Annotated in this window: 11 protein-coding genes; 7 read left to right on the plus strand and 4 right to left on the minus strand. The window is 67.8% G+C overall.

Going from position 1 to position 12,810, the window contains the following annotated elements:
• The first annotated feature begins 44 nt into the window (after nucleotides 1–44).
• From tdh to NQK81_RS42280, 4 genes are read left to right on the plus strand one after another with little or no spacing between them, the layout of a single operon-like run.
• A complete protein-coding gene (gene tdh, locus NQK81_RS42265) occupies nucleotides 45–1,076 on the plus strand; it encodes an L-threonine 3-dehydrogenase (protein WP_126737634.1) in 1,032 nt (343 codons plus the stop codon).
• Complete coding sequence (locus NQK81_RS42270; RefSeq protein ID WP_257485970.1) at nucleotides 1,076–2,257, plus strand: glycine C-acetyltransferase; 1,182 nt, start codon at nucleotides 1,076–1,078, stop codon at nucleotides 2,255–2,257. The genes tdh and NQK81_RS42270 overlap by 1 nt, the downstream gene beginning before the upstream one ends.
• Entirely contained in the window at nucleotides 2,254–3,168 is a 915-nt protein-coding gene (locus tag NQK81_RS42275) for a LysR family transcriptional regulator (protein WP_257485971.1), read from the plus strand. The genes NQK81_RS42270 and NQK81_RS42275 overlap by 4 nt, the downstream gene beginning before the upstream one ends.
• 39 nt (nucleotides 3,169–3,207) lie before the next feature.
• On the plus strand, nucleotides 3,208–4,209 hold the full coding sequence (locus NQK81_RS42280) for a TerC/Alx family metal homeostasis membrane protein (protein ID WP_126737631.1): 1,002 nt from the start codon (nucleotides 3,208–3,210) through the stop codon (nucleotides 4,207–4,209).
• Here NQK81_RS42280 and NQK81_RS42285 read toward each other — a convergent pair.
• A complete protein-coding gene (locus tag NQK81_RS42285; RefSeq protein ID WP_257485972.1) occupies nucleotides 4,206–4,769 on the minus strand; it encodes a TetR/AcrR family transcriptional regulator in 564 nt (187 codons plus the stop codon). The two genes, NQK81_RS42280 and NQK81_RS42285, sit on opposite strands and share 4 nt — an antisense overlap.
• Nucleotides 4,770–4,850: 81 nt before the next feature.
• Here NQK81_RS42285 and NQK81_RS42290 point away from each other — a divergent pair, with 81 nt between their 5' ends.
• Nucleotides 4,851–5,903, plus strand: coding sequence for an FAD-dependent oxidoreductase (locus NQK81_RS42290; RefSeq protein WP_257485973.1), 1,053 nt, complete (start codon nucleotides 4,851–4,853; stop codon nucleotides 5,901–5,903).
• Between the two features lie 140 nt (nucleotides 5,904–6,043).
• The gene (locus NQK81_RS42295; protein ID WP_371878935.1) at nucleotides 6,044–7,192 is read left to right on the plus strand and encodes an HNH endonuclease signature motif containing protein; all 1,149 of its coding nucleotides are present in this window, start codon (nucleotides 6,044–6,046) and stop codon (nucleotides 7,190–7,192) included.
• 1,246 nt (nucleotides 7,193–8,438) lie between these two features.
• Here the strand turns inward: NQK81_RS42295 and NQK81_RS42300 are convergent.
• From NQK81_RS42300 to NQK81_RS42310, 3 genes are all read right to left on the minus strand, one after another.
• Entirely contained in the window at nucleotides 8,439–9,782 is a 1,344-nt protein-coding gene (locus NQK81_RS42300) for an MFS transporter (RefSeq protein ID WP_257485974.1), read from the minus strand.
• Between the two features lie 64 nt (nucleotides 9,783–9,846).
• Nucleotides 9,847–10,623 carry an alpha/beta fold hydrolase gene (locus NQK81_RS42305; RefSeq protein ID WP_257485975.1) on the minus strand — a complete coding sequence of 259 codons (777 nt, stop codon included), beginning with the start codon at nucleotides 10,621–10,623 and terminating at the stop codon, nucleotides 9,847–9,849.
• Nucleotides 10,620–11,567, minus strand: a complete 948-nt coding sequence (locus NQK81_RS42310) for a LysR family transcriptional regulator (RefSeq protein ID WP_257485976.1) — start codon at nucleotides 11,565–11,567, stop codon at nucleotides 10,620–10,622. Before NQK81_RS42310 ends, NQK81_RS42305 begins: the two co-directional genes overlap by 4 nt.
• An 86-nt stretch (nucleotides 11,568–11,653) precedes the next feature.
• On the opposite strand from NQK81_RS42310, the gene NQK81_RS42315 reads away from it, so the two are divergent.
• The gene (locus NQK81_RS42315) at nucleotides 11,654–12,802 is read left to right on the plus strand and encodes an acyl-CoA dehydrogenase family protein (RefSeq protein ID WP_257485977.1); all 1,149 of its coding nucleotides are present in this window, start codon (nucleotides 11,654–11,656) and stop codon (nucleotides 12,800–12,802) included.
• Nucleotides 12,803–12,810 lie beyond the last annotated feature (8 nt).

Below are 12,810 nucleotides of genomic sequence, written 5' to 3' on the forward strand. Positions count from 1 at the left end.
ACTCGCGATGGACTGAACAACATGGGCGGGCCAGACTTCGCGCCATGAAGGCATTGGTCAAAGCCGACCGAGCACCCGGGCTGGAACTCACCGACGTGCCGGACCCCGTCGTCGGCCCCGGCGACGTCGCCGTCCGCGTGCTGCGCGCCGGGATCTGCGGCACCGATCTGCACATCGACTCCTGGGACGACTGGGCGGCGCGCACCATCGCCGCGCCGCTGGTCATCGGGCACGAGTTCGTCGGCGAGGTGGTCGAGATCGGCCGCTCGGTGACCACGGTCAAGGTCGGCGACCTGGTGAGCGGCGAGGGGCACCTCGTCTGCGGGAGCTGCCGCAACTGCAAGGCGGGACGGCGTCACCTGTGCGCCAGGACCAAGGGCCTCGGCGTGCACACCGACGGCGCCTTCGCGCAGTACGCCGTCCTGCCCGAGATGAACGCCTGGGTGCACCGCACCAAGGTCGACCTCGACATCGCCGCGATCTTCGACCCGCTCGGCAACGCCGTGCACACCGCGCTGTCCTTCCCCGTCATCGGCGAGGACGTGCTGGTCACCGGCGCCGGCCCGATCGGCATCATGGCCGCCGCCATCGCGCGCCACGCGGGCGCGCGCAACGTCGTCGTCACCGACGTCAGCGAGCACCGGCTGGAACTGGCCCGCAAGGTCGGCGTCGACCTCGCGCTGGACGTCTCCTCCTCGACCATCGCCGACGCGCAGGAGCGGCTCGGCATGGCCGAAGGCTTCGACGTCGGCATGGAGATGAGCGGGCGGCCCGAGGCGCTGCGCGACATGATCGCGAACATGTCGCACGGCGGCCGCGTCGCGCTGCTGGGCCTCCCCGCTTCCGAGGTGTCGGTCGACATCGCGTCCGTGGTGCTGAAGATGATCCAGATCAAGGGGATCTACGGACGCGAGATGTTCGAAACGTGGTACTCGATGTCCGTGCTGCTGCAGGCCGGGCTCGACATCTCGCCGGTGGTCACCCACCGGTTCGGCTACACCGAATACGAGAAGGCGTTCGCGACGGCCAGGGAAGGCCGCTGCGGCAAGGTCATTCTGGACTGGACGGAGAACTGATGTACGGCGCGATGCGCGACGACCTCAAGGCCGGGCTCGCCGAGATCCGGGAAGCCGGGCTGTACAAGGGCGAGCGGGTGATCCAGGGGCCGCAACGGGCTTCGGTCAGTGTCGGCGACGGCGACGTCCTCAACTTCTGCGCGAACAACTACCTCGGCCTCGCCGACCACCCCAAGCTGATCAAGGCCGCCCAGGAGGCGCTGGACCGGTGGGGCTTCGGCATGGCGTCGGTGCGGTTCATCTGCGGGACCCAGCAGCCGCACAAGGAGCTCGAGGCGAAGCTGTCGGAATTCCTCGGCACCGAGGACACGATCCTCTACAGCTCCTGTTTCGACGCCAACGCGGGGCTTTTCGAGACACTGCTGACGGATCAGGACGCCATCATCTCCGACGAGCTCAACCACGCGTCGATCATCGACGGCGTCCGGCTGTGCAAGGCGAAGCGGATGCGCTACCGCAACCGGGACGTCGCGGATCTGGAAGCCCGCCTGAAGGAGGCGTCCGGCGCGCGTTACCGGATGATCGCCACCGACGGCGTGTTCTCGATGGACGGTTACCTCGCGCCGCTCGACGAGATCTGCGAGCTGGCCGAGCGCTACGACGCGCTGGTGATGGTCGACGACTCGCACGCCGTCGGCTTCACCGGTCCGACCGGCCGCGGTACGCCCGAGCTGTTCGGCGTCCAGGACAAGGTCGACGTGCTGACCGGCACCCTCGGCAAGGCGCTGGGTGGTGCGAGCGGCGGTTACACCTCAGGCCGCGCGGAGATCGTCGAGATGCTGCGGCAGCGTTCGCGGCCGTACCTGTTCTCGAACTCGCTGGCGCCGTCGATCACCGCGGCCGCGCTCGCCACGCTGGAACTACTGGAGTCCTCGGGCGAGCTGCTGGACAAGCTGCGCGCCAACACCGAGCTGTTCCGGCGCCGGATGACCGAGGCCGGTTTCGACCTGCTGCCGGGCGAGCACCCGATCATCCCGGTGATGATCGGCGACGCCGCCAAGGCCGGCAAGATGGCGGATCTGCTGCTCGACCAGGGCATCTACGTGATCGGTTTCTCGTACCCGGTGGTGCCGCACGGTAAGGCCCGGATCCGGACGCAGATGTCGGCCGCGCATTCGACCGACGATGTCAACCGGGCCGTCGACGCGTTCGTGACGGCAAGGTCCATGATGGACGAATGATCGATCCGCGACGGCTGCGCGTGCTGCGTGCCCTCGCCGACCACGGCACCGTGACGGCGGCGGGCCAGGCGCTGCACCTCACGCCGTCCGCGGTCTCCCAGCAGCTGGCCGCCCTCGAAGCCGAGTGCGGCCAGCAGCTGCTTCGCCGCCGGGGCAGGCGGGTTTCGCTGACCCCCGCGGGTGAACTGATGGTGGTGCACGCCAACGCCGTCGCGGCCGAACTGGAACGGGCGCAGGCCACGCTGGCCGCGCTCGATTCCGGCGTGCAGGGCATGGTGCGGCTGGCGAGTTTCGCCTCCGCGATCACGATGGTCGTCGCGCCGGCGATCGCCTCCTTGCGCGCCGGCTCGCCCGGCGTGTCGATACAGGTCCAGGACGTCGAGGGGCACGCGAGCATCCCGTTGCTGCTCGACGGCGAGGTAGATCTGGCGATCACCGAGGAGTACCGGCTTTCGCCACGGACGGATGAAAGCAGGCTCACCCGGTTCCCCCTGTACGTGGAGCCGTTCGACGTCGTGCTGCCCACCGCGCACCGGCTCGCGGAAGCGTCCGAAGTGGACATCGACGAACTCGCCGACGACGAGTGGATCGCGCCGAAGCCCGGGAATCCGTGCCGCGACGTGCTGATGATCGTCTGCGCCAACCCGGCGATCCGGCACGTCTCCGACGATTTCCACGCGATCACCACCCTGGTCGCCGCGGGCGAGGGCGTGGCGCTGGTGCCGCGCAACGCTTTCGCCGCCGTTCACGGAGCCGTCGCCGTCCCGTTGCGTGGCGAGCCGCCGCTGCGCCGCGTGTTCGCCGCCGTCCGGCGGGGGAGCGCGGACCACCCCCTGCTCAAGACCGTGCTCGCCGCGCTGCTGGACGCGGCGCCGGGTCCTGCGAATGCGGACCGCGGGAGTCGCACATAAGATCTTGGCACCAGCCGTCGAAGGAAAGACAGGGTGCGGATGCTCCAGATCGATGCCCTCACCTGGATCGTCACGATCGGGCTGGTGCTCGGGCTCCTGGCACTCGATCTCATCCTCGCGGCGGTGCGGCCGCACAAGGTCGGCTTCGCCGAGGCGGTGGCCTGGTCGGTCGGCTACATCCTGGTCGCGGTGGCGTTCGGCGTCTGGCTGACGCTCGCGCACGGTGGCGACTTCGGGCAGCAGTACTTCGCGGGTTACATCGTCGAGAAGAGCCTGTCCGTCGACAACCTCTTCGTCTTCGTGATCATCATGAGCACCTTCGCGGTACCCGAGGAACATCAGCACAAGGTGCTCACGTTCGGCATCGTCGTCGCCCTGATCATGCGCGCGATCTTCATCGCGCTCGGCGCCACGCTGCTTTCCTTGTTCTCCTTCATGTTCCTGCTGTTCGGGCTGTTGCTGATCTACACCGGCGTCCAGCTGTTCCGGCATCGCGACGAGGATCCGGACGTCGAGAACAACGTGGTGGTGCGGTCCGCGCGGAGGCTGCTGCCGCTGTCCACCGAATACGACGGCGGCAAGCTCGTGACCCGTGTTGACGGGAAGAAGGTGGGTACGCCGCTGGTCGTGGTGCTGCTCGCGATCGGCGGGATCGACCTGCTGTTCGCGCTGGACTCGATCCCCGCGGTCTTCGGCGTCACCGACGAGCCGTACCTGGTCTTCGCGGCCAACGCGTTCGCCCTGCTGGGCTTGCGAGCGCTGTACTTCCTGGTGAAGGGCCTGCTCGACCGCCTGGTGTACCTGTCGGCCGGGCTCGCGGTGATCCTCGGGTTCATCGGGATCAAGCTGATCCTGCACTGGGCACACGTGGACATCGACGAGCGTGTTCCGGAGATCTCGACGCCGGTCAGCCTGTCGGTGATCATCGGCATCCTCGTCGTGGTGACGGTGGCGAGCCTGCTCAAGACCCGCAAGGATCCTTCCGCCAAGGCGCATCCGGGCTCGCTGCGCGGATCCCGCCACGCTTCCGAAGAGGATTAACGCCAGCCTCGTTCGAGGAGGTCGAAGATCCGCTCGACGTCCTCCCGCGGGTCCGGGCGGCCCCGGGTGAGGGCTGGAATGTCCAGCACGAAGCGCGCGAGCGCGTGGCAGGCGATGTCGTCGGAGTCCGCGCCGGTGTCTTCTGCGATCGCGGCGCCGAGGGTCGCGGCGTGCCGGGTCCACATGCGCTCGCCGTACTCCTGCAGTGCCGGGGTGCCGGTCACCAGCGCGGTGAACTCGGCGTATTGGGGATGCTTCGTGAGCGGAAGCCACGTCGCGAGCACGTACTCGCGCAACGCCTCGACGATGCTCTGCCCCTTTTTGCGCTCCCGGACCGCGGCGACCAAGCGCTCTTCGCGGTCCTGGGACTCGTCGAAGACCAGCGCCTCCTTGCCGGGGAAGTGCTTGAACAGCGTCGTCGTCGAGACGTCGGCCGCCTCGGCGATGTCGCGGATGCTCACCTGGTCGTAGCCCCGCTCCAGGAACAACTTCAGCGCGGCGTCCGCCAGCGCTTGGCGGGTGGCCGCCTTCTTGCGTTCACGCCGTCCCGGTGTCTCCATGAGCGCACCCTACCGCATGAGTTGTCACGGTCACTAAGTTGACTCGTTGCACTTTTTAACTCGTTCTGCTTTTCTGGGGTCATGACGATCAGCATCATCGGAGCGGGTCCTGGCGGCCTGACCTGCGCCCGCATCCTGCAGAAACACGGCGTCCCCGTAACGGTCTACGACCGCGATCCGCATCCCCGGGCGCGGAATCAGGGCGGCACCCTGGACCTCCACGCGGACGACGGGCAGCTGGCCCTGCGCGAGGCCGGCCTGCTCGACGAGTTCTTCGCACTCGCTCGCCCGGAAGGGCAGGAGATGCGCAAACTGGATCCTCTTGGGCGTCTCCTGGAACACCATGTCCCTGCCGAAGGGGAGTTGTTCAAACCGGAGATCGACCGCGGCCAGCTCCGCGGGCTCCTGCTCGACTCGCTGGAACCTGGCACCGTCCATTGGGGACGGACGCTGGAGCGGGTCGAAGCTCCCGGGCACTTGCTGTTCACGGACGGAGCGACGGTCGAGACGGATCTGGTCATCGGCGCCGACGGCGCGTGGTCACGGGTCCGCCCGGCGGTTTCGGCGGCCGTGCCCGAATACGCCGGGATCACCTTCCTGGAGGCGTGGTTCGACGACGTCGAGAACGCGCACCCCGAACTCGCCGAACTCGTCGGCCAGGGCAGCGCGATGGCGGCCGACGGCGAGCGGTGCCTTTTCGCCCAGCGCAACAGTGGAGACCACATCCGGGTCTACATCATCCAGCGGCTGCCCGCGGACTGGATCGGGTCGACGCCCGATGTCCGAAGTCGGCTGCTGGACGCGTTTTCCGGCTGGTCGCCGTCGATGTTGCGGATGATCACCGAGAACGACGGGCCGTACGTCGACCGTCCGTTGTACGTCCTGCCCGTTCCGCACACGTGGGAGCAGAAGCCTTGGGTGACCTTGCTCGGCGATGCGGCTCACCTGATGCCGCCGCTCGGTGTCGGTGTCAATCTGGCGATGGTCGACGCTTGTGAACTCGCCCTCGCGCTGGCCGGCTCTGCTTCGGTCGGTGATGCTGTCGCGCTTTACGAGAAGACCATGTTGCCACGGTCGGAGGAGATCGCGCGGCGGCTGGAGAATGGTGCCGAGGGGTTGCTCGATGTCGATTAGTGTTGCTGTGTAAGGGAAATGCTCATTTTGTCGGTGGTCGGTTGTAGCTTCGGTGTGTGGATACTCGCAACGCCATTGTGGCGGTACTCAAGGAAATCACGTCGGCTGATGTTTTGAAGGAGGTCAATGCCGCGTTGGATATGTTGGAGGACGGCGATGCTGTGGCTGCTGCGGTGGCTGCGTCGGAGGGGATCGCGCGGTTGGAGGCGGTGCGGTTTCGTGCGTTGGCGCAGCTGAGTCGTCACCGTGACGGCGCCGGCAGTGTGGTGCAGGAGGTCGCGCTGGGGTTGTCTGTTGTGGACGGTCACGCGGCTGGGCTGGTGTCGACGGCGGAGGCGTTGACCACGCGGCTTCCGTGCACGCTGGGGTTGCTGGATCGGGGCAAGGTGGGCGGTTACGGGGCGATGAAGGTCGCTGCCGCGACTGCGTGGTTGTCTGATGACGATGCGCGTGCGGTGGACGCGGTGCTGGAGGATCGGTTGCCGGGGCGGAATTCCGAGCAGGTTCGGAAGGCGGCGAATCATGCGGCGATGATGGCCGACCGCGAGGGCGCGGCCCGGCGTGCGGAGCGTCATCGTGCCGGGCGCCGGTTGTCGATCCGCCACGGCGAGGCTGGGGTGGCGTCGATCGAGGTCGAGGACGGGCCGGTGGAGAAGGTCGCCGCTGCCTACACCCGGATCGATCGTGAAGCCCGCGCCCTCAAGACCGGCGGCGAGACTCGCACTCTGGATCAGCTGCGTGCGGATGTGGCCCTTGATTTGTTGCTGGGTGGGCAGGGTGGGAGTGAACGGTCCGAGGTGTTCCTGTACATGGATTTGAACACCTATCTCGGGCTGAACGATGACCCCGCCGAACTCGCCGGACATGGGCATATTCCGGCTGCCCTGGCCCGGCACATCGCCACCGGGCCCGATACCGTCCTGCGGCGGATCGTCACCGATCCGCTTTCCGTGCAGGTGCTGGATCTGGGTCGTGACCGGTATCGGCCTACTGCGGGGTTGGGGGAGTTCGTGCGGGTGCGGGACCGGGAATGCCGAAGACCTGGCTGCCATCGTGTCGCCCAGGCTTGCGATCTCGACCATGCGGTGCCGTGGCAGCACGGCGGCCACACCGCTCACACTGAGCTGATCGATCTGTGCCGCCGGGACCACCGGTTGAAGGATGAACCTGGCTGGATCTACCGACTCGACTCCGACGGCACACTCACCATCACCACGCCGACCGGGCAGAGCTACGACAGCACACCACCACCCCTGCACGAACCTCGTGCCGAGGAACCACCGTTCTGAACCATCACCGAAAAACGACCACGGTTGCCCGGGGCTGGTGTCGTTGCCGGAATTCGGCCATGAAGCCAGGGGCGGTGTGCCGGGCGGTGGCGCCTCGTGGGCTGCGATCCGGCTGACGTTCGCCGCCCCGGGTTGCGCAATCGGCGCCGGTCTTGGCCCGTCGCCGAAACGGCCACGGTGCCGAGGTTTGGTTTCGTTGCCGGAATCCGGCGACAGAGCCAAGGACGGTGCACCCTGTGGTGGCTTCTTGCGGCTTGTGGCTGCGCTCGTCATGCAGCTCCCTAGCTGAGCCTGTCGCCGAAAAACGGCCATGGTTCCCAGTCCTGGGAGCATTGCCGGAGTTCGGTCACGAAGCCAGGGGCGGTGTGCCGGGCGCTGGCGTCTCGTGGCTGCGATCCGGCTGACGTTCGCCACCCCCGGGTTGCGCAATCGGCGCCGGTCTCGGGCCGTCGCCGAAAAACGGCCACGGTGCCCAGCCTTGGGTTCGTTGCCGAAATTAGGCCACGGAACAGGCGCGGTGCACCCTGTGATGGCCTCTCGCGGCTTGTGGCTGCGCTTGTCATGCGACTCCCTAATCGAGCCTGTCGCCGGAAAACGGCCATGGCGCCCAGTCCTGGGAGCATTGCCGGAATCCGGCCACGAAGCCAGGGACGATGTGCCGCGCGGTGGCGCCTCGCGGCTGCGATCCGGCTGACGTTCGCCACCCCCGGGTTGCGCAATCGACGCCGGTCTCGGCCCGTTGCTGGAAAACACCACGGCGCCGAGGCCTGCGATCATTGCCAGAATCCGGCCACGAAGCCAGGGGACTATGTGCCGGGCGTTGGCGCCTCGCGGCTACGATCCGGCTAACGTTCGCCACCTCAAGTTGCGCAATCGACACAAGCCTCGGACCGTCGCCGAAAACCGACCACGCTGCTCAGGCTTGGGTTCGTTGCCAAAATTCGGCTACGGAGTCAGGAGCGGTGCGCCATGCGGTGTCTCGCACTTCGTGGCTACGCCCCGACGCCGGCCCCCACCGTCGCCGGAAAACGGCCACGGAGACCGTGCACCACGCGAGTCCCGCCACCACACCGCCCATTACCGAAATCCGACGACAGCTGATCCCACGGACAGACCTCCGTACGGATAACTGCGACGACAATCCTCGCCATGGCACCCGCGACCGTCGCCAAGATTCGGCAACGCCCACACCGCCGAGCCCGGATCCCACCGCAACCATCCGCCGACCCAGCCGAGAAAGCACCCCCTACCGCACAACAGAATCCCGAGCAGGCGCCTCACCGATCTCCAGCGCGGAGTCACGCGAAGGCTCCCGCACCACCAAAGTCGCCACGAAGGTCAGCGCGATACAACCGGTGACCCACCAGAAGAACACGCTCTCGTGCCCTGCCTGCTTCAAGGCCAGCGCGATCGGCTCAGAGAGCCCGCCGAAAACCGCGGTCGCCAGGGCGTGCGGCAAGCCGACGCCGAGAGCGCGGACGTTGGTGGGGAACATCTCCGCCTTGATGATGGCCGACAAGGCGGTGTAGCCGCTGAGGAAGATCATGGCGGTGATCATGAGCAGGAACGCCACCCACGGGTTCCCCGTCCTGCCCACGAGCGTCATGATCGGCACAGTCAGCAGCATGCCGCCGACGGAGAAGCCGAACATGACCGGGCGCCGCCCCCAGCGGTCGGAAAGGGCGCCGGCGACGGGCTGCATGAAGATGAACAGGAACAGGGCGGCGAAACCGATGAGCGAAGCGGTCGGCTTCGGGATCCCCGCCGTGTTCACCATGTACTTCTGCAGGTAGCTGGTGAAGGTGTAGAACGCCACCGTGCCGCCGATGGCGAGCCCGAGAACGGCGAGAACCTGGCGACGGTGCTCGCGCAGCAGGACCCGCAGGCCGCCGCGAGAAGGCGAGCCGGAAGAGCGCTGGAAGTGCTCCGATTCCACCATGCTGCGGCGGAGGTACATCACCACGAGGCCGGCGACGGCGCCGAGCACGAACGGGACCCGCCAGCCCCACGCGTACATCTGCGCTTCGGTGAGCAGCGACTGCATCACGATCATCACCAGCAGGGCCGAAAGCTGCCCGACGGTGATCGAGACGTACTGAAAGCTCGAGTAGAAGCCGCGCCGCCGCGGGGTGGCGATCTCGGACAGGTAGGTCGCGCTCGAACCGAACTCACCGCCCACTGAGAGACCTTGCGCGAGCCTGGCGACCACGAGGATCACGGGCGCGAGCAGGCCGATCGACGCGTAACCCGGGGTGAGGGCGATGGCCAGCGAGCCGAAGCTCATCAGCGTCACGGACAGGGTCAGTGCGGACCGTCGGCCGAACCTGTCCGCGTAGAGGCCCAGCAGCCAGCCACCGAGCGGGCGCATCAGGAAGCCGACGGCGAACACGACGGCGGTCGAAAGCAATTGCGCCGTCAGGTTTCCCTCGGGGAAGAAGCTGGCCGCGAAATAGATGCTGAACGAGGCGTAGACGAACCAGTCGTACCACTCGACCAGGTTGCCGAGGCAGCCGCGGACCACGTTCGCGACGACGCCGGGTGTCTTGTGCGGCAAGGGAAGCTCCTTCGCTCCGGGAACGCCGACCATCATGAGCTGTGATCCCTGCGGTTGAGAAATAGAAATCCGCGATGGACACATACCCGGTCGGCATGGTCTACCCGAGGAAGTCGTTCACCAGCTCGCTCGATTCGGGACGGCACTCGTCGAAGTAGGCATGGCGCGCCCCGGCGAAGAGATGCATTCGTGCGTCGGGGATTCGCTCGGTCAGTAGCGGCGCGTTCGCCACGGGTGCGAGAAGATCGTCGTCACCGTGCAAGACCAGCGTGGGCGCGGTGATCTCCGGAAGCACGTCCCACGCGTCGTGGGTGTTGCTCGCGACGAGGTGTCCGCGCACCGCGTGCGGCGGCATGCCGTGCGCGCCCAGCACCCGGTACGGACCGGGATTGGCCGCTCGCCAGGCGGGCGTGTACATCAGGTCCTCCAGCGTCTCCCGTGCTTCCGCGGACGACCGCCGCGCCAGGGCCAGCCGCACGTCGTTCGACCGCTCGACACCGTGCGTGCCACCCGGCGAGGTACAGCCGAGCACGAGCCGCCGCACCCGATCGGGATACCGCGCGGCGACCCACTGCGCGACGCGGCCACCCATCGAGGTGCCGTAGACATCGGCCTCGCCGACCCCGAGTTCGTCGAGGACCGCGATCACGTCGTCCGCGAAACCCGGTGTGGAGTAAGCGGAATCTGGCGCGTCACTCGCACCCGTACCGCGGTAGTCCATGGTGATCGTGCTCGGGAAGTCCCCGCGCGTGCGATCCCACCAGGTGTGGTCGTTCGCCTGCCCGGCCAGCAGTACGAGCGGTCTGCCCGTGCCGTGCCACTGGTAGGCCAGCCGGGCACCGTCGGCGGCGACGGCGTTGCCGGTGAGCGTGCTCATTCTTCTCCTGTTCGGTCTTCCCAGAGCCGTGCCGAGGGCCATTCGCCCTCCCGCACGGTCCGGTGGATCTGCCGGACCAGTGCCCGCGCGACGGCGTCGACGGCGGGCGTGACGCGCCCCGTCCTGGGCGTGCCGAGGACGACGGTGCGCCAGACCTCCGGTTCGCATACCGGAGCCGCGCTCAGCGTGCCGTCCGCGACGTCCGCGGCGATGCCGATGCCGGGAAGGATCGTCCAGCCGTGCCCGCCGAGCACGAGGCGTTTCTGCAGGGTCATGGCGTTGGTCTGCACGGCGACCTCCGCCTCGGCGCCCGCTTCCCGGGCCGCGCCGTCGATGAGGGTGCGCAGCGCGTGCCCCTCGGAGGGCATGACCAGCGGATGCGCGGCCACCTCGGCGAACGGGACGGGTCGCGCGGGATCGAGCCCGGCCGACGGGGGAGCGACCGCCCATAGTCGTTCACGGACCAGCGGACGGACGTTGAGCGACGGGGTGCTGGTCAGGTTGTAGAGCAGGCTCAGGTCGACGTCGCCGTCGTCGATCCACCGCTGGAGATGTCCGGAGTACGCGGTGAGCAGCCGCAGTTCGATCCCCGGATGCTCGCGGAGCACTTCCGTGGTCAGCGGCGCGGCGAGCCGTTCGGCGGCGCTCTCCAGCAGGCCGACCGTGACGATGCCGGTGACCACACCGGGTTTCGGGGCCAGCTCGGCACGGGCGCGGTCGAGTTCGGTGAGCGCCCGCCGGGCACGCTCGACGAGCGTCGCGCCCGCCTCGGTCGGGCGCATCCCGTGGCGGGTCCGCTCGAACAACGGCACCCCGAGCTCCTGCTCCAGGGTGCGGATCTGCCGGGTGACGGCGGGCTGGACCAGGTGCAGCAGCTCGGCCGCGCGGGTCACGCTGCCGACCTCGGCGACCGTCACCAACGCCTTGAGCTGCTTGAAGTCCACCGTCGCCCCTGCTCATCGCGGTCCGGTATGCGGGCATCATGATTCGGTATTTCACATACCGTCTCATCATCGCTCATGATAACCACATGACCGAGGAAGAGACCGAGATCGTCGCGCTCGTGGCCGCGTTCGTGGATCGTGAGGTCCGGCCCGTCGCGCGGGAGCTCGACCACACGGACACCTATCCCGAGAGGCTCGTCGACCAGATGAAGGCGATGGGTGTCTTCGGGCTGGCCGTGCCCGAGCCTTGGGGCGAGACCCAGGTCTCCGCGGAGTGCTACGCGTTGGTGACGGAGGAGCTCGCACGCGGCTGGATGAGCCTCGCCGGCGCGATGGGCGGCCATACCGTCGTAGCGAAACTCCTTGCCGCATATGGCACTCAGGAGCAGAAGGACACCTACCTGCCGAAGCTGGCCACAGGCGAGATCCGCGCGACGATGGCGCTCACCGAACCCGGTGGCGGCTCGGATCTGCAGGCACTCCGCACCACGGCGCGACGCGAGGGCGAGGAGTACGTGGTCGACGGCAGCAAGACGTGGATCACCAACGCGCGCCGGTCCCAGCTGGTCGCGTTGCTGTGCAAGACCGACCCCACCGCCGAACCCGCGCACAAGGGGATCTCCATCCTGCTGGTGGAGAAGGGGCCGGGTTTCGAGGTCTCACGGGATCTGCCCAAGCTCGGTTACAAGGGGGTCGAGAGCTGCGAGCTCTCCTTCGACGGCTTCCGCGCGCCGGTCACGGCACTGCTCGGCGGAGTCGAGGGCCGCGGATTCGCCCAGATGATGCGGGGCCTGGAGATCGGCCGGATCCAGGTCGCTTGCCGGGCACTCGGCGTCGGGCGGGCGGCGCTGGAGGATTCCCTGCGCTACGCCCAGGAACGCGAGAGCTTCGGCAAGCCGATCTGGCAGCACCAGTCGATCGGCAACCATCTCGCGGACATGGCGACCAAACTCGAAGCCGCCCGCCAGCTGGTGCACCACGCGGCGCGACGGTACGACTCGGGCGAACGCGCGGACATGGAGGCGGGGATGGCGAAACTGTTCGCCTCCGAGGCCGCGATGGAGATCGCGCTCGACGCGGTCCGCATCCACGGCGGCTACGGCTACTCGACCGAGTTCGACGTCGAGCGGTACTTCCGTGACGCGCCACTGATGATCGTCGGCGAGGGCACCAACGAGATCCAGCGCGGCGTGATCGCGCGCCAGCTGATCGAACGGCACCGCATCCCGTCCTGAACACCGAG

Source organism: Amycolatopsis roodepoortensis, assembly GCF_024628825.1.
Taxonomy (GTDB): domain Bacteria; phylum Actinomycetota; class Actinomycetes; order Mycobacteriales; family Pseudonocardiaceae; genus Amycolatopsis; species Amycolatopsis roodepoortensis.

Excerpts from the sequence above, each read along its gene's own strand:
- tdh (WP_126737634.1), top strand. The coding sequence starts at position 45 with ATGAAGGCATTGGTCAAAGCCGACCGAGCACCCGGGCTGGAACTCACC.
- NQK81_RS42270 (WP_257485970.1), top strand. The coding sequence starts at position 1,076 with ATGTACGGCGCGATGCGCGACGACCTCAAGGCCGGGCTCGCCGAGATC.
- NQK81_RS42275 (WP_257485971.1), top strand. The coding sequence starts at position 2,254 with ATGATCGATCCGCGACGGCTGCGCGTGCTGCGTGCCCTCGCCGACCAC.
- NQK81_RS42280 (WP_126737631.1), top strand. The coding sequence starts at position 3,208 with ATGCTCCAGATCGATGCCCTCACCTGGATCGTCACGATCGGGCTGGTG.
- NQK81_RS42285 (WP_257485972.1), bottom strand. The coding sequence starts at position 4,769 with ATGGAGACACCGGGACGGCGTGAACGCAAGAAGGCGGCCACCCGCCAA.
- NQK81_RS42290 (WP_257485973.1), top strand. The coding sequence starts at position 4,851 with ATGACGATCAGCATCATCGGAGCGGGTCCTGGCGGCCTGACCTGCGCC.
- NQK81_RS42295 (WP_371878935.1), top strand. The coding sequence starts at position 6,044 with ATGTTGGAGGACGGCGATGCTGTGGCTGCTGCGGTGGCTGCGTCGGAG.
- NQK81_RS42300 (WP_257485974.1), bottom strand. The coding sequence starts at position 9,782 with ATGATGGTCGGCGTTCCCGGAGCGAAGGAGCTTCCCTTGCCGCACAAG.
- NQK81_RS42305 (WP_257485975.1), bottom strand. The coding sequence starts at position 10,623 with ATGAGCACGCTCACCGGCAACGCCGTCGCCGCCGACGGTGCCCGGCTG.
- NQK81_RS42315 (WP_257485977.1), top strand. The coding sequence starts at position 11,654 with ATGACCGAGGAAGAGACCGAGATCGTCGCGCTCGTGGCCGCGTTCGTG.